The following is a 21,225-nucleotide window of genomic DNA, read 5'->3' on the forward strand; positions in this document are numbered from 1 at the left end:
CATCCAACCGCTCGGCGTGCGATTGACAACGTGCATAGTCGCGGGCGGGCACGACGAATTGGCGCTTCCACGGCTAACTTCCGGCGCTGGGGTCGGTGGCTGCGCTGTCGGTGGACAGGAGTTCGGGGCAATAGATGCCGGCGGCAGCTTTGGCGAATTTGGCGGCGCTGGCCATCGTGAATGCGGGGTTGAGGTCGCGGATGTCTCGGACGATGTCGAGTTGTGAGGTTCCCGAGCTGGCCAAGTCGCATACCTTCTGGCCCGCTTTGATGGCGTGGTCGGGGTCGCGGAAGGTGATGCCCGCCTGGTTGAGCGCGGCCAGGAAGGCGTCGTCATCGGGGTCGGCGTGTGCCGGTGCGGCCACAGCGATTACCACCAGGACGCCGGCCAGCAGCGGTGAGACTTTCATAGCTGTCGTCACCCGGCCGCAGGTGGGCGCCCGACGACGCGGGGGCGGAACCCATAGATCGGATCGGCGAACTCGTCCTCGTGCGAACCGGGCAGACCTACCAGGGGCACCCCCGGCATGCCCACTGCCCCAGCCTCTTCCATCACCATCGGGGTTGCGGCGCCAAAGCTGTGGTATGCCCCGGCGCCCACCTGAGTCGTCGCCGCGACTGTGCTGACCGTTGCGCCGCTGCCGGCCCAAGTCGGAGGCACCGATAGGGCGCCTAGCAGGCTCGCCTGCCCCAGCCCCGCTGTCGCCGCGGCGCCGGGCACGCTCACCGCTGAGGCCAGCGACGCGCTACCACCAAGACCGGCCGCCAGATCCTCCAGTCCCGACGTGGTTGCCCCAACCGCGCCCAGGGAATTCAGCGACACCTGCGAATCGACGAAAGTCGTCGGGTTCAGAATTCCGTTGGTGGTGAACCCGTTGGACACGCCGGAGACCGAGGCGTTGTTGACGAAGGCTCCGATCAGATTCGGATTGGAGTTGCTGAAGAAGTTCATGATGCCGGCAAGTCCGGTGGTCGACGTGTTCGAATTGGGCGACAGACCGAGCCAGTCCCAGATGCTGGTCGGCTGAGGAGCCGCGGCGGCGTTAGCACCCGCGTCGTTGCTGGCGTCGAGAACCGCGTTGGCCTGCAGGGCCGTTGCGTCCGCAGTGGTGTCGGACCGCGGTTGGCTGAACGGCGTCATTTGGCTGGCCGCGCGTGAGGCGCTGGTGTAGCTGGTCATCGCGGAGGTATCTTGCGCCCACATCTCGCCGTATTGGGAGTCGGTGGCCGCGATCGCTGGAGTGTTCTGGCCGAAGATGTTTCCCGCCAACAGCTTTGCTTGCAGGGCGCGGTTGGCCGCGACGAGCGGTGGGGGCACCGTCGCGGCGAATGCGGCCTCGAAAGCGGCCGCGGCCGCGTTGGCTTGCGCGCCGGCCTGCTCAGCCTGGATTGCGGTGGTGTCCAACCAGGCCAGATACGGGCCGATCGCCGCCGCCATCTTCGCCGACGCCGGACCCAGCCAGCCCTCACTGACGAGCGACTTGATCACCGCGTCGTAATTGGTTGCTGCGGAACGTATCTCAGCAGCCATGACATTCCACGCGGCCGCGGCGGCCAACAATGATCCCGGCCCGGGGCCGGCATACATTTTGGCCGAGTTGATCTCCGGCGGCAATGCTCCAAAATTCAGCATGACATCTTCTCCTGAAATCTCTTAACCGGCGGCCGGCGGACGGGGCATGACGACGGGACGAACCCCATAGCGCGGGATAGCGCGGCGCAGTCTGCGGCCGTTGCCGCCCAGCGGCCCTGCCACGCCTCCCGGCCCGCCCGCCGCCGGCGCCCCGGCGGACCCAATATCGCCAAGGCCGCTGACTGGTGCCGCGGCTTGGCCGGGGGTGATATTGGCGGCCGAGTCCCAGCTCTGCGGCACCGACATGGAACCCACCAGATGTGCGTTGCCCACGCCGGCAGAAGCGGAAGTAAGGCCCGCCGAACCGGCCGTGCTCGACGCCAGCGCGGCATTCCCGCCGCCCTCGGCGCCAAAAGCGAAGTCCTCTAGACCCGACAACGTCGTGGCGCGTGTCGCCATCGAACCCACTGCCGTCCCAATGATGGACTGCGGGTTGAACGGACCACCGGCGATGATGCCGTTGAGGATGTCGTTGCTGAAGAAGTTGCTTCCCAGGAAGCTGCCCAGCGCGGTGTTGTTCGACCCGTCCAACCAGCCGGTCAGATAGCCGATAGACGATCCCGACGTGGGCGCGGCATCCGCGTCGGCCGCCGAATTAGCGGCCTGATTGACCGTCTGATTTTGTCCGGCCACCGCGTCGGGGGTGGTGTTCGTGCGCGGAGACGTGAACGGCGTCATCTGTGCCGCGGAGTTCGAGGCGGTGGCATAGTCGCCCATCGCCTCGGCATCCCGAGCCCACATGTCGGCGTATTCGGCGTCAGTCGCCGCGATCGCCGGGGAGTTCTGCCCAACAACGTTGCCGGCCACCAGGTTCGCCAGCAGCGTGCGGTTGGCCACGACGACCGGCGGGGGCACCGTCATCGCATACGCGGCCTCAAAAGCCATCGCCGCCGCATCGGCCTGCGCACCGGCCTGCTCGGCCTGAGCCGCCGTAGCGTTCAGCCAAGTCATAAAGGGTACGGCCGCGGCCAACATCGACGCTGACGACGGGCCGTGCCAGCCCACCGTGATCAGCTCCCTGATCACGGAATCATAATCGATTGCTGCAGAACGCATTTCAGCCGCAATCGACCTCCAGGCGACAGCGGCCGCCAACAATGGCCTCGACCCAGGACCGGCGTACAACCTGGCCGAATTCACCTCCGGCGGCAGCAACGCAAAATCCAGCATCATTCCCCCTCAGCGCTTAGACCGCGGCATTCGTGCAGCGCGCAACAACGCCCTCACCCCCGCCGGGCGCAGCTCTGGCCGGCGATCCGGATGGCGGGCGTGTCCTTGGTGATAATGGTTTTCATTAAGGAATGTACGGTACTGACCTGGGATACGCGTCGAAAAGTGATTCGAGGCAACAAGTGTGGTCACCGCGGGCAAGGCCCTCAGCGGCCTTCGGAAGCCGAAGGATCGGACTCGGTAAGACTGGCTGATCAGCGTATTCCGGTCACGGAATGAAAACACAGCTCCGCGACTAATTTTTAGTTACGTTAACGCGATGACTTCCGATGAAGCCGCCGGCCGCCGGCCTCGGGTGCTGCTCCTCTACTACACGTTCACCGGGCAGGCGCTGCGGGTGCTGGAAGCCGCGGGAGAGGTTTTCAGTGAGCGTGGCTTCCAGGTAGACAAAGCCCGGATCGAGTTCACCGATCATCGTTGGGCACAGCGCTTCTCGCGCGTCCCGCTACGCCACGCGATGCTCGATCTACTCAGCATGCTTCCCGCCCAAGCCCGCCGCGCCGCCGGGGAAATCCGAACCCCGGACGAGGTGCGAAACGGGAACTACGACCTGGTCTGCATCGGATCATCGACATGGTGGTTCACCATGAACATGCCGGTGCGCACCTTCTTGAAATCCGACGACGCAGGCAAGCTGCTCGCCGGCACACCCTTCGCCGCGTTCTGCGTGTGCCGTCGCTACTGGCGCGGGAATTTCGCGCAGGCGCGCAAACTCGGGGAAAAGCGCGGCGGACAGTATTTGGGCGGCATCCACTTCGAATACCTCGGCGGACAGTTCGCCTCCGGGCTCTCGATGATCAGCTACCTGCGGTCCGGCCGATACCGTGACCGATACTTCGGCGTGCCGATTCCGGCAACCAACGTCCAGCCCTATCAGCTCGAGCAGACCCGGCACTTCGCCGTTGAACTCGCGGATCGCTTGCTCATGCAGCCGGCGCCGCGCTGAGAGCGGCGCGGTTCAGCTCAGCCGGACCGTGTTCATCGATACCCCGGCGGCCGGTAGCCGGGTCAGCAAAGCGTCGCCCATCGCCGCGGCGGGCGTGAGCACGCCCCGCAAGTCGGAGAGCCGACCGCGATCGAACGCCAGCGCCAGACCACACTCGGCGAGCAGCACCCCGGTCCCGCTGTACGCGTCCAGCTGCTGCGCGAAGGTCCCCAGGTACCGAGCACCGGACGTCGTGGTGGTGTACGTCTGAGCCGTGTAGTGGCCGCGTTCGCGCATCTTCTCGCCCGGTCCGGTCCCTGGCCTTGCCAAGGGCGCTAACCATCGCTGCGGCACTCGGCGGAAGTGCCTGGTGCCCAACGCAAACGCACCCGCCAGTGTCCCGGTAACCACCCCGGAGGCGACCGGTGCGGCGAAGGACTTCCCCAGGCTCATGGTCTCCGAGTAACGAAACCTCCTGCCGTAAGGCCAGTTCTGTAATGCGTTGCTGCGCCGTACCACTCGAGTGTTGTGCGGCGCCCACATCAGGCCACCCAGCCAGAAGCCGGCAAGCTCGGGCGCGATCCGACTGCCCCGGCGCCAGGCAAAGTCATGCTGGGGGCCGAGATCGGGTTCGGCACCTCGGTCGGGGGTCAGCGTATACGGGTCGTCCATCTGGTGGCGGGCCTCGGGATCGCTGGACGCGGTGCGCATCGACTCGAACTCCGAGGCGACGGTGCCTCCCGATCCCCCGCCCTGAAAGAACGAACGAAACACCAGCGTGGTGTCGCACAGCTCACCGGCGCCGTCGCCGCGTGCCCGTCGGTAGAGTTGATACACATTGAGATCTGAAGGGATCGAAGCGAATCCGCACGAGACGACGATCCGGGCACCGGTGTCGACGGCCTGTTCGTGATACCGGTCGATGCTGTTCCGGACGAACATCACCTCACCGGTCAGGTCGACGTAGTCCGTCCCAGCCTTCGCGCACGCCGCCACCACCGGCAAGCCGTAAGTGGTGTAGGGACCTACCGTCGTCACGACCACCCTGGCGCGGGCCGCCATATCCTGCACCGGCGCCGGCTGTGCTGCATCGGCCACGATCAGCGGCCAATCGTGGGCGCTGCGGCCAAGGCTTTCGCGCGCGGCGAGCAACCGCTCACGTGAGCGCCCGGCCAGCGCGATGCGGGCATCGCCGGCAACCCGTGCCAGGTATTGCGCCGTCAACTTGCCCGAGTAACCCGTGGCGCCGTAAACCATGATGTCGAACTCGCGCTCGGCAGAGCTCATTGGTGCTAGTCCCCCGCGACAGCCGTCGGCCCGGGGTCACCGCTCACGGGAACGCCTCTGGCGCAATCGGCGGTTCACCGACTCCGGCAACAGCGCCGTGACGTCACCGCCCAGCATCGCTACCTCTTTAGCCAACGACGACGACACGAACGAATACTGCGGCGCGGTGGCCACGAAAAATGTGTCCACGTTGGCGACGTGCTTGTTCATCTGCGCCATCTGCAACTCGTATTCGAAGTCGGTGCCGGTGCGCAGCCCCTTGACGATCGCGGTCATGCCGCGCGACGTGACGAAATCCACCACCAGGCCCTGCCCGACCTCGACACGCAAGTTCGGCAAATGAGTCGTCGCCTCTTCGATCATCGCGACGCGTTCGTCGATGTCGAACATCCCCTTTTTGGCGGGGTTGGTCAGGATCGCGACGATCACCTCGTCGAACTGGGCCGCGGCGCGTTCGAACACGTCGATGTGGCCCAACGTCACCGGGTCAAACGAGCCCGGGCATACGGCGCCGCTCATAAGCGACCAAGGTAGCAGGGCACGTCAGCCAAATTCGGCCAGCTCCAATCGGGTGTCGCCGTAAACTCGCTCCGGCCAGCTGATCCAGCCGTCCGGCCAGTTCAGCGGCGGCCCGGCGGCGGCACGCTCGATCACCGCGACGGTCGTCTCACCCACCCAGCCGTGCACGCTGAGCGCTGCCAAGACCGCCTGAACCTCGGCTGTCTCGACGTCGTAGGGCGGGTCGGCCAGCACCAGATCGACCGGGGCCGCGGCGCCGCCCGCCAGCACCATGGCCACCGCGCCCCGGCGCAGCGTCGCCCCCGGCAGGCCCAAGGTCTCGATGTTGCGCGCGATGACGGCCGCGGTGCGCTGATCGGACTCGACGAACAAGGCGGACCCCGCGCCTCTGGATAGCGCCTCCAAACCCAGCGCCCCCGAACCCGCGTAGAGGTCCAGCACCGCCAATCCGGTCAGATCCAGCCGCGACGAGATGATGTTGAAAAGCGACTCGCGCACCCGATCGGTGGTCGGCCGGGTTCCCCGTGCCGGCACCGCGATGCGCCGGCCTCCGGCGACCCCGCCGATAATGCGGGTCAGCTCAGCACCACCAGCAGATCTCCGCCCTCCACCTGCGCGGTGCTCGACACCGCTACCCGCGCCACGGTGGCATCTTTTGGAGCCGTGATCGGAGCTTCCATCTTCATCGCCTCGATGGTGGCGATCGTCTGGCCGGAGCTCACCCGATCGCCCTCGGCCACCGAAACCGTGACGACGCCGGCGAATGGTGCCGCGATGTGGTCGGGATTGGCCCGCTCGGCCTTCTCGGCGGTCGGGATCGTGCTGGCAATGCTGCGATCGCGCACCAGCACCGGCCGCAGCTGGCCGTTCATGATGCACATCACCGTGCGCATGCCGCGCTCGTCGGGTTCGGAGATGGCCTCGAGTCCGATCAACAGATCGACACCGCGTTCCAGTTTCACCTGATGTTCTTCGCCTTGGCGCAGTCCATAGAAGAACTGGTTGGCCGACAGATGCGACGTATCGCCGTAGGTCTCTCGGTGATCCTCGAATTCCTTTGTCGGACCAGGAAATAGCAGCCGGTTGAGGGTTGCCTGACGTTTGGGCCCGGTCAGCGCAAGCACGGCCTCGTCCTCTCCGCTGAGCTGCGGGATCGGCTTGGCGGGCGCACGGCCGGCCAGCGCGGCGCTGCGCAGCGGCTCCGGCCAGCCACCGGCCGGATCGCCCAGCTCGCCGCGCAAAAATCCCAGCACCGATTCCGGGATGTCGAATCTCGCTGGTTCAGAGGCAAATTCGTCAGCGCTCACCCCGGCGCCCACCAGAGCTAGCGCCAGGTCGCCGACCACCTTGGACGACGGCGTGACTTTGATCAGCCTGCCCAGCACGCGGTCGGCACCGGCGTAGGCCTCTTCCACCTGTTCGAATCGATCCCCCAGCCCCAGCGCAATCGCCTGCTGCCGCAGGTTCGACAACTGGCCGCCCGGGATTTCGTGGTGGTAGACCCGCCCCGTCGGCCCCGGTAGTCCGGATTCGAAGGGGGCGTAGACCTTTCGCAGTGACTCCCAGTACGGCTCTAGCGCGCATACCGCCGAGAGCGACAGGCCGGTGTCATGCTCGCTGTGCGCGGTGGCGGCGACGATCGAACTCAGCGCGGGCTGGCTGGTGGTTCCCGCCATCGGCGCGGCAGCTCCGTCGACGGCGTCGGCTCCCGCCTGCCACGCAGCCATATAGCTGGCCAGCTGGCCACCCGGTGTGTCATGGGTGTGCACGTGGATCGGCAAGTCGAAGTGACTGCGCAGCGCGCTGACCAATTGGTGGGCGGCCTGTGGCCGCAACAGTCCGGCCATGTCCTTGATGGCCAACACGTGCGCGCCGGCCTGCACGATCCGCTCGGCCAGGTTGAGATAGTAATCGAGCGTGTAGAGCTGCTCGCCCGGGTCGGACAGGTCTCCGGTGTAGCACATCGCGACTTCTGCTATTGCCGAACCTGTTACGCGGACAGCGTCGATAGCCGGCCGCATCGAGTCAAGGTTGTTGAGTGCGTCGAAGATGCGGAAGATGTCGATGCCGGTGGCGGTCGCCTCCTCGACGAAAGCCGACGTGACCAGTTCGGGATATGGGGTGTACCCCACCGTGTTTCGGCCCCGCAGCAGCATCTGCAGGCAGATGTTGGGCATCGCCTCGCGCAGCGTGGCCAGCCGCTCCCAGGGATCCTCCTTGAGGAAGCGAAGCGCCACATCGTAAGTCGCACCGCCCCAGCACTCCACCGACAGCAACTGCGGCATCGTGCGGGCCAGATACGGCGCCACCATCATCAGCCCGCTGGTGCGCACCCGTGTCGCCAGCAGCGACTGGTGCGCGTCGCGGAACGTCGTGTCGGTCACGCCCACCGCGGGCGACTCGCGCAGCCAGCGCGCGAAACCGTCGGGCCCCAACTCGACCAGCCGCTGCTTGGATCCGGCCGGCGGCGCCACCTCGAGATCGACCTCGGGCAACTTGTCGTGCGGGTACACCTTCGACGGATGGGTGCCGTGCGGGTGGTTGACGGTGACGTCGGCCAGATAGTTCAGGATCTTGGTGCCGCGGTCGGCCGATGCGCGTGCGGTCAGCAGCTGCGGCCGCTCGTCGATGAACGACGTGGTGATTCGGCCGGCTTGGAAGTCCGGATCCTCCAGAACTGCTTGCAGGAATGGAATATTCGTCGACACACCGCGAATGCGGAACTCGGCGATTGCGCGGCGGGCGCGGGACACCGCCGTATGGAAGTCGCGGCCCCGGCAGGTCAACTTGACCAGCATCGAATCGAAGTGGGCACCAATCTCCGCGCCCAGGTTGGTGCTGCCGTCCAGGCGGATGCCGGCGCCACCGGGGCTGCGGTACGTGCTGATCCGGCCGGTGTCGGGCCGGAACCCGTTGGCCGGATCCTCGGTCGTGATCCGGCACTGCAACGCGGCGCCGTGTGGCCGGATGTCCTCCTGCCGCAGACCCAGATCGTCCAGCGTCTCGCCGGACGCGATGCGCAACTGGCTGGACACCAGATCGACGTCGGTGATCTCCTCGGTCACGGTGTGCTCCACCTGAATCCGCGGATTCATCTCGATGAAGACGTAGTGGCCGCTCTCGTCCAGCAGAAACTCCACGGTGCCCGCAAGGCGGTACCCGATGTGCCGGGCGAAAGCGACGGCATCAGCGCAGATCTTGTCCCGCAGCTCGGCGGAAAGGTTTGGCGCGGGCGCTAATTCGACAACCTTCTGATGACGACGCTGCACGCTGCAGTCGCGCTCGTGCAGGTGGATCACGTTGCCGGCGTTGTCGGCCAGGATCTGCACCTCGATGTGGCGCGGCTTGATCACCGCCTGCTCGAGATAGACCGTCGAGTCGCCGAAGGCCGACTCGGCCTCACGGCTGGCCGCCTCGATCGCTTCGGGCAGCGCGGCGATGTCGGTGACGCGGCGCATGCCACGTCCCCCGCCACCGGCAACAGCCTTGACGAACAACGGAAACCGCATGTCTTGCGCCGCCGACACCAGCTCGTCGACCGAGGCCGACGGCGCCGAGGACGTGAGAACGGGCAGTCCGGCTTCGCGGGCGGCAGCGATTGCCCGCGCCTTATTTCCGGTCAGCTCAAGGATTTCGGCGCTGGGACCGACGAACGTGATGCCGGCGGCCGCACAAGCAGCGGCCAGGTCCGGGTTCTCCGAAAGGAAGCCGTACCCGGGGTAGACGGCGTCGGCGCCGGCCCGGCGGGCGGTTTCGACGATCTCGTCGACGGACAGGTAGGCCCGCACGGGATGACCGACCTCACCGATCTGATAGGACTCGTCGGCCTTGAGCCGGTGTTGCGAATTGCGGTCCTCGTAGGCGTACACGGCCACCGTGCCGACGCCGAGTTCATAGGCCGCGCGGAACGCACGTATCGCGATCTCGCCGCGATTGGCCACCAGTACCTTGGAGATCACCTTCGGCTCCTCACAGAAGTGTCGACCAATAGTCCCAGAAACGAACCATGATCAGCAGAAACACCGCGGTAAACCATAACGCGGTGAGCGACCATCGCCATTGGTAAAGCAGCCGTGCCACGGTGCTGTCGCGGCTGTCGAGGACCGGCGAAAGCGCGATCGACGCCACCACCACCAGCAGCGTGATCGTCATCGCCCACACCACCATGCAGTAGGGGCACAACGCCCCGATCCGGTACAGGCTCTGGAAGATCAGCCAGTGCACGAACCCCGTACCGACCAGCAACCCAGCCGCTAGCACCGACCAAAACCATTGGGGTATCGATACTTTCGCTACCGCAAGGACCCCGACGACCAGCACGACGGTGAACGCGACGATGCCGGCCAGTGGGTTCGGGTAGCCCAGCACCGACGCCTGCGGCGTAATCATCACCGAGCCGCACGAGATGATCGGATCGACGTTGCACGACGGCACGTAGGACGGGTTGAGCAGGATGTCGATCTTCTCCACCATCAGGGTTATGGAGGAGACCAGGCCGACGGCACCGGCGATCAGCACCCACCATGCGCGCAGCGTCGGCACGGATGGGTCACGCGTCGAAGCCGGTGTCGGGTCGCCGGATCGCTCGGCGGGTTCGACCGACACCGCAACCGTCACGAAGCCGGCGGGGCGACAGGTGCGTCGATGCCCGGCACATCACCCACGATGGTCTTGATCTTGCCGACCAGCGCATCGGGTGTCGACGGGTCGTAGTTTTCGCCGTTGATCTTGATCGTCGGAGTGGCGGTGATATTCGCGGCCGACGCTTCGCCGGTGACCTTGGAGAGATACTTCCCACTGTTGATGCAATCCGGCACCTTGCCGACGACGCCGGCTTCCCGGGCGAGTTCGATCAGTTTCGCGTTGTCGGGGAAATTGGGACCCCGCTCGTCGGGCTGGATACCGGTGCTGAACAGCGCGGTGTGAAAGCGGCGGAACGCGTCCATGCTCTCGTCGGCGACGCAGAGGGCGGCGGCCCCCGCTCGCGACGGATAGTTCTGGTTCTTGGAGCTGTCGAGAATGGACACCACCGAGTAGTCGGCCGCGATGGCACCGGAGTCGATCAGCTTGGAGACCGTCGGCCCGAAGGTGCGCTCGAAATTGCCGCAGGCGGGGCACAAGAAGTCCTCATAGAAGGTCACGACGGCCTTCGGGTTGTTCGTCCCGGGCAGGTTCACCACCTTGCTCGACGTCACGCGGACCGTGTCGCCCGGTCCGGTGGCGGCGCCCTTCTTGTCGTGATGCGACGTCACGATGTAGAAGACGAGCGCGACCGCGAAGATGACGATGAACGCGGTACCGCCGATCTGAATCAGGCGGCCGGACTTGCCTTCGGTGGACTTCAGGTCGAATCGGGGGGGACGTTTCGATTTGTCGGCCACAGGGTTCCCTGATCCTTCGGTGTTTAGGTCGGTTTGCGGGCGTCTCGACCGCGGTTTCAGACGGCGCCTCATAGATTACCGGCGCGCGCCTCTCGGCAAATCAGGCCCGGCTCAGGTGAGCGCGCAGGGCCGAAATCAGGTCGCTGGTGGCGGCCGCGCTGCCGCCGCCGAGCTGAAACAGGCTGGCGAACCCGTGCGTCAGCGAACCCAGGCTCCGCAGATCCACCGCGGTGCCCGCGGCCCGCAGCGCCGCCGCGTAACGCTCGCCTTCGTCGCGCAACGGGTCGAACCCGGCGACGGCGACCAGCGCGGGCGCCAGCCCGGACATCGACTCGGCGCACAGCGGCGATACCCGCGGGTCCGCCGGGTCGATGCCGGTGCCGCTCAGGTACTGCGCGGTGAACCAGTCGATGTCCCGCTTGGTCAGCAAGAAGCCGCGGGCGAACAGGCTCAGTGACCGGGTCTGTGCGGTGAAGTCGGTCGGCGGGTAGAGCAGCCACTGCAGCAGCGGCGAGGGACCACCCTCGTCGCGCGTGCGCTGGCACACGATCGCGGCCAGGTTGCCGCCCGCGCTGTCCCCGCCGACAGCGACACGCCCGGGGGTCGCGCCGAGTTCGCCGGCGTGCTCGCAGGCCCACTTGAACGCCGCATACGCGTCGTCGATGGCGGCCGGCGCCGGATGCTCGGGGGCCAGCCGGTAGTCGATCGACAACACGTGCACTCCGGCGTCACGGCAGGTCAGCCGGCACAGCGGGTCGGCGGTGTCCAGATCGCCGAGCACCCAGCCCCCGCCGTGGTAGAAGACCAGCAAGTCCGAGGCCGGACCGCTGGCCGGACGGTAGTGCCGCACCGGGATCTGGCCGGCGGGACCGGGGATCGTCAGGTCGTCGACCGTGACGTGAATCTGGGGTCCGGGCATGGACAGGATCGACTGGCGCATCTGCGCACGCGAGGCCACCGGGTCGCCGTTGACCGCCAAGCCGTCGATACCGCCCAGCCGCAGACCGGACAGCATCAGCTGCAGGGTGGGGTCCAGCGTGTTGCCATCGATGATGATCGACCGACCGCCGAACATCACCCGCTTCGCCGGCGTCGGAATCCACGGAATGGCCTTGACGCCAACGTTGGTGACGACGTCCTGCACCCGGTCGGTCCAACGGCCCGATCCGCGCCTGGCTTCCAGATGCCGCTCCGGTGCGCCTGGCAGACTCTGTGTCATGGCAGCCCCCTTGGTCACCCTTAATGACGGTCATGCGATCCCCGCCATCGGGCTCGGAGTTTTCCAAGTCCCTCCGGCGGAAACCCAGCAGGCGGTGAGTAGTGCGCTGCAAGCCGGGTACCGGCATATCGACACCGCCGCCGCCTACCGCAATGAACGGGAAACCGGGCGTGCAATTGCCGACTCCGACGTGCCGCGCGATCAACTCTACGTGGTGACCAAATTGTGGAACGCGGACCAGGGCTACGACAGCACGCTGGTCGCCTTCGACGCCAGCATGGACCGGCTCGGCCTCGAGTATCTCGACCTCTATCTGGTCCATTGGCCGCAGCCCGCGGTGGGTAAGTTCGTCGAAATCTTCAAGGCCTTCGCCCACCTGCGCGACCAGGGCCGGATCCGGTCCATCGGAGTCAGCAATTTCGAGCCCGAGCACCTGATGGTTCTCATCGATTCCACCGGCATCATTCCCGCCGTCAATCAGGTCGAGCTGCATCCTCGTTTTCCCCAGACGGAATTGCGGAAAGTCCACGCGCAGCGCGGTATCGCGACCGAGGCGTGGGCTCCGCTGGGCCAAGGAGCGCTGCTGACACACCCGACGGTTACCGCCGTCGCCGACGAAACTGGGCGGACACCCGCCCAGGTGTTGATTAGGTGGCATATCCAGCTCGGTAATATCGTGATCCCCAAGTCGGTGAACCCTGCACGGATTGCGAGCAACTTCGACGTGTTCGATTTCGAACTCAGCGCCAATGACATGGCGGCGATTTCCTCGCTCGACGACGGAACGCGGCTTGGTCCTGATCCACGAACTTTCAGTTTCACAGGTAGGTGAATACGTTGACTGGCGACGCACGCCTCGCCGTGCCCTCGATCACCCTCAATGACGAAAACACGATGCCGGTGCTCGGCCTTGGCGTCGCGGATTTGTCGGAGGACGAGACCGAACGTGCCGTTTCGGCGGCGCTGGAGGTCGGCTGCCGACTGATCGACACCGCCACGGCATACGGCAATGAAGCCGCGGTCGGTCGCGCGATTGCCGCCTCCGGGATTCCCCGCGCGGAACTGTTCGTCACCACCAAACTGGCCACGGCCGACCAGGGGCTTACCGGTGCCCGAGATGCCTGCAACGCCAGCCTGGAACGATTGGGCCTGGATTACCTCGACCTCTACCTGGTTCATTGGCCGGCCGCCGCGCTGGGCATGTACGTGGACTCCTTCGGCGGGCTGCTGCAACTCCGCGGCGACGGACACGCCCGATCGATCGGTGTCGCCAACTTCACCGCCGAACACCTGGAGATGGTCATCGACCTGGTCTTCACGACCCCGGCGGTCAACCAGATCGAGCTGCATCCACTGCTCAACCAGGACGACATGCGCAAGACCAACGCGCAGCACAACGTCGTGACGCAGTCCTACACACCGCTGGCTCTCGGCAAGCTGAACGAGAACCCGACCGTGAACTCCGTTGCGGGCGAGTACGGCAAGACGCCCTCGCAGGTGCTGCTGCGGTGGAACCTGCAACTGGGCAACGCGGTCGTGTTCCGGTCGGCCAACCCCGAGCACATCGCCAGCGACTTCGACGTGTTCGATTTCGAGTTGGCCGCCGAGCACGTGGACGCGATCAACGCGCTCAATGACGGAACTCGGCTGCGCCCGGACCCGGACACCTACGAGGGCACCTAGACAGCCGGCCGGTCGCTAGCCCGTCGGGCAGGTGGACGCAGCCTGACGCAGCGCACTCGCCGACGCCCGATCCACCGGCAGCTGGTAACCCCGCAGCACCGCGATGAACTGCATCGCGTACTGACAGGCGAACGCCTTGTTCGGCGGCATCCACAAACCCGGCGGCAGGTCGCCCTTGTCCTGATTGGCCTGACCCTGGACGGCCAGCAAGTTGGCCGGGTCGTTGGCGAAGCGCAGCCGCTCGGGATCCGGCCAGCCGAACGCTCCCATGTCCCAGGCGTACGCGAGTGGCACGATGTGGTCGATCTGCACCGATTCGCCGACCTTGGCGCCCCGTTGGAAGGCGATCGTGGTGTTGGTATACGGGTCGTGCAGTACGCCGGTGGCCACCGCGCTGGGGCACCGCTTGATCGCCACGAACGTCTTGTCGACGAGATCGCGGTCGAGAATATCGTCGCGGGTGTCACATCCGTTGTGCCCGCCCGGGGCACCGTTGTCGTCGTCCCAGGCGTCGCCGTAAGCCGCCCTGAGGTAGTCGTAGCGGTGCACCCGAAGGGCTACCACCGCAATACCGGCCAGCACATCGGCGCCGGGTGCCACGGTGGGCACATCGGCGCGCGCGGCAACTTGCGCGTGCTTGGCCGACGTCGACCCCAGGGTCTGATAGGCGACCAGCACCGCGACCACCGCGGCCGCCGACAACCACAGCAGCACTTTGCGGTTCACGACTTGTCCAGGTATTCGATGCGGTCGGTGTCGGTGAATTGCGCTGCCAGTAGCGCTAATCCGGCATGCAGGCTGGCGTCCTGATACGCGTCGGTACAGAACTCCCGGGCGGCTTCGATGAACACCAGATGGTCGACAAGCGACAGCAGCCGCAGCGTGATCGCCCTACCGGATTGGTTGCGGCCCAGCACATCTCCCTCCCGGCGCTCTCGCAGATCCAGCTCGGAAAGCGCAAAACCGTCCAGGGTTGCGGCGACGGCACTCAGCCGCCGGCCGGCCGGGGAACCTGGTGAACTCCAGGTGGCCAGCAGACACAGGCTTGGATGCTGGCCGCGACCGATGCGGCCACGTAGCTGATGCAATTGGCTGATTCCGAACCGGTCGGCGTCGATCACCAGCATCACCGTGGCGTTAGGGACGTCGACGCCGACCTCGATCACGGTGGTGCACACCAGCACATCGGTCTCACCGTTGCGAAAAGCGGCCATCGCGGCGTCCTTCTCGTCGGCAGGCAACCGACCATGCATCAAGCCCAGTCGCAGATTCGCCAGCTCGCCGGAGCGCAAACGGGCGAAAAGCCCCACGGCGGTTTCCGTAGGGCGCGCGTCGTCTTCCCCTTTCCCCGACTCTTCGGTCTCGTCGATGCGGGGCGCCACCACGTAGGCCTGCCGTCCGGCGGCGACCTCCTCGACGATGCGCTGCCAGGCGCGGTCCAACCAGGCGGGCTTGTCGCGCACGAAAATAACGTTGCTGGTAATCGGCTGACGTCCGCGTGGCAGCTCACGCAATGTCGAGGTTTCCAGATCTCCGTAGACGGTCAGCGCGACGGTCCGCGGAATCGGCGTTGCGGTCATCACCAGCAGGTGCGGCGTGATGCCCGCAGCAGCCTTGGCGCGCAACTGATCTCGTTGCTCCACGCCGAACCGGTGTTGCTCGTCGACGACGACCATGCCCAGGTTGGCGAATTCAACAGCGTCCTGCAGCAATGCGTGCGTGCCGATGACGATGCCGACCTGGCCGCCGGCGATCTCGGCCCGGACTTGTTTCTTCTGCGCGGCCGACATCGATCCGGTCAGCAGCGCCGCCCGGGTGGCGTCGTCGGCCCCGCCCAGCTGACCGCCCATCGCCAGCGGGCCCAGCACATCGTTGATCGACTGAAGATGTTGCGCAGCAAGGACTTCGGTGGGGGCCAACAGCGCGCATTGGTAGCCCGCATCGACCATCTGCAACATCGCCAGCACCGCGATGATCGTCTTGCCGGAGCCGACCTCACCTTGCAGCAGCCGGTTCATCGGGCGATTGGCCGCCAGCCCCTCGGACAGCACGTCGAGCGTTTCGCGCTGCCCGGCTGTCAGCTCGAAGGGCAAGCGGCCCAACAGTTCCGCGGCCAGTCCGGCCGACTGCCGGGGCGCCGATGGCCCCGATTGCGAAAGCTCACCGTGCCGGCGCGACACCAGCGCCCATTGCAGGCCGACGGCCTCGTCGAAGGTCAGCCGCTCGCGCGCCCGGTCCCGCTCCCCCTCGTCTTCGGCAAGGTGAATCGCGCGCAGTGCCTCGTCCTCGGACATCAACTCATGAGCGGCGACCAACTCCCCGGGCAGCGGATCAGCCACCGGATCGAGAACCTCGAGCACTTGGCGCACGCACGCGAAGATGTCCCAGCTCTGCAGCTTGGTGCTGGCCGGATAGATCGGGAAGAAGCGGCGCTCGAATGCCGACATCAACACCTCGCCGCTGACCGCCTGCGAAGCGTCGGCGATGCCACGCAGCGAGGTGCTGCCCCGGTTTTTACCGTCCGGCGAGTCGAGGATCAGGAATGCGGGGTGTGTCAGCTGCATCGCGCCCCGGAAGTATCCGACCTCACCGGAGAGCATCACCCGGGTGCCCTCGGTGAGCCCCTTCTTGAGGAAGCGCGCATTGAAGAAGGTGGCGGTGAGCTTGTTGCGTCCCGACCCGACGGTGACGAGCAGGATCTTGTTATTGGGGCGCTTGCGCATCGGGCGCTCGGAAACCTGCGTGATGGTGTCGACGACGGTGATGTGCTGGCCTTCTTCGGGCCGCTCGTCGTCGGCACCCCGGACCGCCGCGCCCTCGGTGTAGCTGCGCGGGTAGTGGCGCAGCAGGTCGTCAACCGTCCGGATGCCGAACACCTCATCGAGGGAATCCGCGGCCTTGGCGCCCAGCACGTAGTCCAGCCGGTCGCTTAGCGACGCCACGATTACTCGACCCCGATCAGCAGGGCGTCGCCGCGGTGGCCGGTGCGGTAAGTCACCAGCTCGGTGCCCGGATGATGGTCGTGCACGTGCTTGTGCAGGACGGCGGTCACCGCAGCGGCGCCGTCGTCGATGCCGACACCGACCAGCACCGTCACCAGATCGCCGCCCGAAGCCAACAGCAGGTCGAGCAGGCCGATCGCCGCCCCCGCCGCGTCGGCGGCCACGATCAGCACCTCGTCACCCGCGATGCCCAGACCGTCGCCCGGCTGGCAGCGACCCGCCCAGGTCAACGCGCTCTCGGTGGCGATGCGTACCGATCCGTATCGCGCGCTGCCGGCGGCGCGCGCCATCGTGTAGCCGTCGTCGACCGCCTGCCGGTCGGTTTCGTGCACGGCCAGCGCGGCCAGCCCCTGCACCATCGACCCCGTCGGTATCGGCACCACCTCGATGCCCCAGCCGATGGCCGCGGTGCAGCCGGCGACCAGTTCCTCGGCGGCCACGTAGCCGTTCGGCAGCACCATCACCTGCGCGGCACCGGCGTCGACGACGGCCCGCATCAGCTGGTGAGCGCTGATGGCGGTGGTCGGGTCGCCTGCCTCCGGGGCGGGCTGCAGGACCTGGGCGCCCTCGCCGGCGAACAGCTCCGCGGCGCCGTCCCCGTCGACGACCGCCAGCACCGCCCGTTCCTTGGTCCAACTGCCCGCGGGCAGCCCGGTGATCCCAGAACTCAGCGCCGAGATCACGATCTTGCTCAGCCGTCCGGCCGCCACGCCCGCTTCGACCGCGGCCCCGGCGTCATCGGTGTGCACGTGCACCGAGTAGCTGGCCTGGTTGGTGAACGGCGCGGCGGCGATGGCCACGGAGTCACCCAACTTCATCAGCCGGTTCCGCAGGGCGTTCGCGGCGGGCGGATTGCACCCGTCCAGCCGATACATCACCTCGAACTGCGGCGCCGGCCGCTTGGTCACATCCGTTGCGGGCTGCGCCCGCGGCGAGAGCTCATAGATGGTGCGGGCCGGCGCCTGCCCGATGACGGTCGAATGCAGCGCGTCCAGCAGCACCAGCAGACCCCGCCCGCCGGCGTCCACGGCACCGGCGTCCGCAAGAACGTCCAGCTGTTCAGGGGTTTTCTCCAGCGCGACAACGGCCGCGTCGCCGGCCGCGGTGATCGCCGAGGCCAGCCCGTCGCGCGCGCTGCCGTCGACGGCGTCGGCAGCGGCCCGCAGCACCGAGACGATGGTTCCCGAGACTTCCTGGCCGCCCATCGAGCTGATCACCAGCTCGACGCCGCGATGCAACGCGGCCCCGAGCAGCACCGCGTCCAGCTGCGGCAGTTCACCGCCGGAATCGGCGGCCGCGGTCGCGGTGACGTCGGCGATGCCGCGCAGGATCTGCGACAGGATCACCCCGGAGTTGCCACGCGCACCGTTCAGCGCGCCCACCGACAGCGCCGAGGCGACCCGGGCAACGCATCCGGGGCCGCTGTCGGCACCGATCCCGGCGTTGGCCTCGGCCAGCGCGGAACGCATCGTGAACAGCATGTTTGCGCCGGTGTCGGAGTCTGCGACCGGGAACACGTTGAGGCGGTTGATCTCGTCGATGTGAGTGATCAGGTCGCTGACGGCGGCGTGCGCCCAGTCCCGCAGGGCCGGCGCGTCGAGCAGACGTTCCGGATTGCCCACTTGACCCACCTCCTCGCAGCCAGCGGCCGGCGGGCGCCAGCGTAGCGCGGCGATGACGCACGTGGCGGCTGCCCGCGAGCCACCCCTTGCCGGCAAGGGCTGACCGGCCTATTGAGCCTAGCCAGCGACAGCGACAGGATCAGAGGTGCGCCGCCGTCAGTTGTGGATCGTTTTGGTGGTTGCCCACCTCAGTCGGTATCCTAAACTGTCGCGGCGCGTCTCGACCTTATCCGTGCCGGACCCCCGAACATTTGAGGAGCTACAACGATGGCCGCTGTGTGCGATATCTGCGGGAAAGGCCCCGGCTTCGGTAAGTCGGTGTCGCACTCCCACCGCCGCACCAGCCGGCGCTGGGACCCCAACGTTCAGGTTGTGCACGTCGTGTCTCGTCCCGGCGGCAACAAGAAGCGCGTCAACGCCTGCGCGTCCTGCATCAAGGCCGGCAAGGTCGTCCGGGGCTAGTCCGGGGCCAGCGGCCGCGGCTACATCACGATGTGCCCGGCGTCGACAGGTATCGACACACCGGTCACGTAGCGCGCCCGGGGACCGACCAGCCACAGCACCGCTTCCGTCACGTCCTGCGGTTCGACCAACGGCACGTCGGGCAACAGCATCTGGGCGACCGCGGGGTTCGGATTCTCCAGCATCCGGTTCACCACGAAGTCGTTGATGATCATCGGTGTGGCGACACCGCTCGGGTGCACCGAGTTGACCCGAATCTTGTGTGGCGCATACGCATTGGCGGCCGAACGCATTAGCCCCACCACGCCGTGCTTGGATGCGGCGTAGGCGAACATTGCGGCGCTGCCGTCGCCGCCCCGACCGGTCAGGCCCTGCGACGAACTGACCAGCACGATCGACCCGCCCCGGCCCTTGCGGACGATCGACGGCACCGTCGCCAGCAGCGTGTGCCAGACCCCCTTGAGATTGGTGTCGACGATCGAGTTGAACACCGGCTCGGAATGGATTTCCGGGTCGCCGATCGCCACCACTCCGGCGTTCGCGATGACGATATCGACCTCCCCGAGATCGTCGATGCCGCTTTGCACCGCCGCTTCCAATTGGGGCAGGTCGCGGACGTCGGCGACGACGGTCACGGCCTTGCGACCTGCGGCTTCGACCAGCCGTGCGGTCTCGTCGAGATCCGACTTGCTCCCCAGCGGGTAGGGAATCGCGTCGATGTCGGCGCAGATGTCCACGGCGATGATGTCGGCGCCCTGTTCGGCGAGCGCCACGGCGTGGCTGCGGCCCTGGCCGCGCGCTGCACCGGTGATGACGGCGACCGAGTTGTCGAGTTCACCCATGGCTATACCTCCAGCGTTGTCCCGGTCTGTTCTTCGGCGAAGGCCACCAGCCGGGCGGCCGCGTCATAGTCGCACGCCAGCGGTGTGCGACCGATCATGGCCGGCTCGCCGCGCAGGCCAAGCCTGCCGCTGACGCCTACGAAGCTGCCCGGCGGAACCGGCTCGCTGATGCAGTACAAGGTCGGCGCCGCACCTTCGTCGATGTCGTTGGCCAGCCGGTCGGCCACCACCGTGACGGCTTTGTGGGCCAGCGACATCAGCGGTGCGTCCGAGAGATTGGACAGGTTCGAGGCCACCCACCCCGGGTAGGTGAGTTGGCTGACGATCGGCGATCCCGCGGCGCGCAGCCGGCGGTCCAGCTCGAGCCCCCACAGCATCACCGCGAGCTTCGACATGGCATAGCTACCGAGCCTCGTCCACTTGTTGCGGCGCAGGTGCAGGTCGTCGAGTCGCAGGGTGGCCGACTTGTGCGCATCGGAGCCGACGTTGATGATCTGCGAACGCACCCGCGGCAACAGCAGATTGGTCAGCGCGAACGGTCCCAGCAGGTTGGTGCCCAGCGTCATCTCGAAGCCGTCTACGGTGTCGGTGCGTCGATCGGTGAGCGTGCCGGCGTTATTGATCAGGATGTCGATATCGCCGTCCACCTGATCGGGAAAGGCTCGCACCGACGACTGGTCGGCGAGATCGAGTTTGACCACCGATGTCGAGCCACCCATCTGTTCGGCCCGTTGCTTGCCAAGGTCGGTGTTGCGTACAGCCAGGATCACCTGGGCGCCGGCTTTGACCAGCGCTTGCGCGGTGCCCAGCCCAACGCCGTTGGTGGCTCCGGTCACGATGACCCGCTTGCCGGTCAAGTTGCCGAGGCGGCTCGGCGTCCAAGGTAACGTCACGGCGACTAAGAGTAATGGGCGGTTCTATGTAAGTTGGGTCAGTTCTGCCAACATGGTCTGCAAACGGCACAGGAGTGGCTTGGCATGAGTGACAGCGCGCGAGAAATCACCAACCTGATCTACACCTACGCCGAGCTCCTCGACGGTGGTGACCTGGACGGGGTTGCCGGGCTTTTCGAACATGGCCGCATCTGCGGCATGGAAGATGGTCCGCCGGAGACGGTGTTCGAGGGATCCGCCCGGGTGCGGCAGATGTACGACATGGCCACCCGCATCTACGACGACGGCACCCCGAAGACCAAGCACAACACCAGCAATGTGCAGCTCCACATCGACGACGGCGCGGGGACCGCACGCAGCACGTCCTACTACTGCGTCACGCAGGCCACCCCGGATCTTCCGCTGCAAGTGATCGTCACTGGGCATTACAAAGACACTTTTCACCGGGTGGACGGCGCCTGGTGGTTCGACAGCCGCATCATGTTCGTCGACCAGCTCGGCGATGTCAGCCAGCACCTGAAGTTCTGA

20 protein-coding genes are annotated in these 21,225 nt (G+C 66.6%); 5 read left to right on the top strand and 15 right to left on the bottom strand.

What is annotated here, in order from left to right; translation table 11 throughout:
• Positions 1-73: 73 nt before the first annotated feature.
• The 3 genes from DB708_RS03800 to DB708_RS03810 are packed head-to-tail and all read right to left on the bottom strand — an operon-like array spanning position 74 to position 2,802.
• Positions 74-409 carry a DUF732 domain-containing protein gene (locus DB708_RS03800; RefSeq protein WP_108920637.1) on the bottom strand — a complete coding sequence of 112 codons (336 nt, stop codon included), beginning with the start codon at positions 407-409 and terminating at the stop codon, positions 74-76.
• 8 nt (positions 410-417) lie between these two features.
• Positions 418-1,632, bottom strand: coding sequence for a PPE family protein (locus tag DB708_RS03805; RefSeq protein ID WP_108920638.1), 1,215 nt, complete (start codon positions 1,630-1,632; stop codon positions 418-420).
• Positions 1,633-1,653: 21 nt separating this feature from the next.
• Positions 1,654-2,802, bottom strand: a complete 1,149-nt coding sequence (locus DB708_RS03810) for a PPE family protein (protein WP_108920970.1) — start codon at positions 2,800-2,802, stop codon at positions 1,654-1,656.
• 319 nt (positions 2,803-3,121) lie between these two features.
• On the opposite strand from DB708_RS03810, the gene DB708_RS03815 reads away from it, so the two are divergent.
• A complete protein-coding gene (locus DB708_RS03815) occupies positions 3,122-3,808 on the top strand; it encodes a flavodoxin family protein (RefSeq protein WP_108920639.1) in 687 nt (228 codons plus the stop codon).
• 12 nt (positions 3,809-3,820) lie between these two features.
• Here the strand turns inward: DB708_RS03815 and DB708_RS03820 are convergent, their stop codons facing one another.
• The 7 genes from DB708_RS03820 to DB708_RS03850 form a co-directional block, all read right to left on the bottom strand.
• The gene (locus DB708_RS03820; RefSeq protein WP_108920640.1) at positions 3,821-5,074 is read right to left on the bottom strand and encodes a saccharopine dehydrogenase family protein; all 1,254 of its coding nucleotides are present in this window, start codon (positions 5,072-5,074) and stop codon (positions 3,821-3,823) included.
• Between the two features lie 36 nt (positions 5,075-5,110).
• A complete protein-coding gene (gene coaD / locus DB708_RS03825) occupies positions 5,111-5,593 on the bottom strand; it encodes a pantetheine-phosphate adenylyltransferase (RefSeq protein WP_108920641.1) in 483 nt (160 codons plus the stop codon).
• A 24-nt stretch (positions 5,594-5,617) separates the two neighbouring features.
• The gene (rsmD, locus tag DB708_RS03830; protein ID WP_108920971.1) at positions 5,618-6,172 is read right to left on the bottom strand and encodes a 16S rRNA (guanine(966)-N(2))-methyltransferase RsmD; all 555 of its coding nucleotides are present in this window, start codon (positions 6,170-6,172) and stop codon (positions 5,618-5,620) included.
• Positions 6,169-9,552, bottom strand: coding sequence for a pyruvate carboxylase (locus DB708_RS03835; RefSeq protein ID WP_108920642.1), 3,384 nt, complete (start codon positions 9,550-9,552; stop codon positions 6,169-6,171). The genes rsmD and DB708_RS03835 overlap by 4 nt, the downstream gene beginning before the upstream one ends.
• A 10-nt stretch (positions 9,553-9,562) precedes the next feature.
• Entirely contained in the window at positions 9,563-10,198 is a 636-nt protein-coding gene (locus DB708_RS03840; protein ID WP_108920972.1) for a vitamin K epoxide reductase family protein, read from the bottom strand.
• An 8-nt stretch (positions 10,199-10,206) separates the two neighbouring features.
• Positions 10,207-10,974, bottom strand: a complete 768-nt coding sequence (locus DB708_RS03845) for a DsbA family protein (protein WP_108920643.1) — start codon at positions 10,972-10,974, stop codon at positions 10,207-10,209.
• Between the two features lie 100 nt (positions 10,975-11,074).
• On the bottom strand, positions 11,075-12,193 hold the full coding sequence (locus tag DB708_RS03850) for an alpha/beta hydrolase (protein ID WP_108920644.1): 1,119 nt from the start codon (positions 12,191-12,193) through the stop codon (positions 11,075-11,077).
• Here DB708_RS03850 and DB708_RS03855 point away from each other — a divergent pair.
• Both DB708_RS03855 and DB708_RS03860 read left to right on the top strand, forming a co-directional pair.
• The gene (locus DB708_RS03855) at positions 12,192-13,025 is read left to right on the top strand and encodes an aldo/keto reductase (RefSeq protein ID WP_108920645.1); all 834 of its coding nucleotides are present in this window, start codon (positions 12,192-12,194) and stop codon (positions 13,023-13,025) included. The two genes, DB708_RS03850 and DB708_RS03855, sit on opposite strands and share 2 nt — an antisense overlap.
• Positions 13,026-13,087: 62 nt before the next feature.
• Positions 13,088-13,876, top strand: coding sequence for an aldo/keto reductase (locus DB708_RS03860; RefSeq protein ID WP_108920973.1), 789 nt, complete (start codon positions 13,088-13,090; stop codon positions 13,874-13,876).
• 15 nt (positions 13,877-13,891) lie between these two features.
• Here DB708_RS03860 and DB708_RS03865 read toward each other — a convergent pair whose 3' ends face one another.
• The 3 genes from DB708_RS03865 to DB708_RS03875 are packed head-to-tail and all read right to left on the bottom strand — an operon-like array spanning position 13,892 to position 18,500.
• Positions 13,892-14,602, bottom strand: a complete 711-nt coding sequence (locus DB708_RS03865; protein ID WP_108920646.1) for an HNH endonuclease family protein — start codon at positions 14,600-14,602, stop codon at positions 13,892-13,894.
• Entirely contained in the window at positions 14,599-16,818 is a 2,220-nt protein-coding gene (recG, locus tag DB708_RS03870; RefSeq protein WP_108920647.1) for an ATP-dependent DNA helicase RecG, read from the bottom strand. Before recG ends, DB708_RS03865 begins: the two co-directional genes overlap by 4 nt.
• Positions 16,819-16,820: 2 nt before the next feature.
• Entirely contained in the window at positions 16,821-18,500 is a 1,680-nt protein-coding gene (locus DB708_RS03875) for a DAK2 domain-containing protein (RefSeq protein WP_108920648.1), read from the bottom strand.
• A 267-nt stretch (positions 18,501-18,767) separates the two neighbouring features.
• On the opposite strand from DB708_RS03875, the gene rpmB reads away from it, so the two are divergent.
• Positions 18,768-18,962, top strand: a complete 195-nt coding sequence (gene rpmB, locus DB708_RS03880) for a 50S ribosomal protein L28 (protein ID WP_108920649.1) — start codon at positions 18,768-18,770, stop codon at positions 18,960-18,962.
• 20 nt (positions 18,963-18,982) lie between these two features.
• Here the strand turns inward: rpmB and DB708_RS03885 are convergent, their stop codons facing one another.
• Both DB708_RS03885 and DB708_RS03890 read right to left on the bottom strand, forming a co-directional pair.
• Positions 18,983-19,804, bottom strand: coding sequence for a mycofactocin-coupled SDR family oxidoreductase (locus DB708_RS03885; RefSeq protein ID WP_108920650.1), 822 nt, complete (start codon positions 19,802-19,804; stop codon positions 18,983-18,985).
• A gap of 2 nt (positions 19,805-19,806) precedes the next feature.
• The gene (locus tag DB708_RS03890) at positions 19,807-20,697 is read right to left on the bottom strand and encodes an SDR family NAD(P)-dependent oxidoreductase (protein ID WP_108920651.1); all 891 of its coding nucleotides are present in this window, start codon (positions 20,695-20,697) and stop codon (positions 19,807-19,809) included.
• Between the two features lie 84 nt (positions 20,698-20,781).
• Between DB708_RS03890 and DB708_RS03895 the strand changes: the two genes are divergently transcribed.
• Positions 20,782-21,225, top strand: coding sequence for a nuclear transport factor 2 family protein (locus tag DB708_RS03895; protein WP_108920652.1), 444 nt, complete (start codon positions 20,782-20,784; stop codon positions 21,223-21,225).

It is taken from the genome of Mycobacterium montefiorense, assembly GCF_003112775.1.
GTDB classification, from domain to species: Bacteria; Actinomycetota; Actinomycetes; order Mycobacteriales; family Mycobacteriaceae; genus Mycobacterium; species Mycobacterium montefiorense.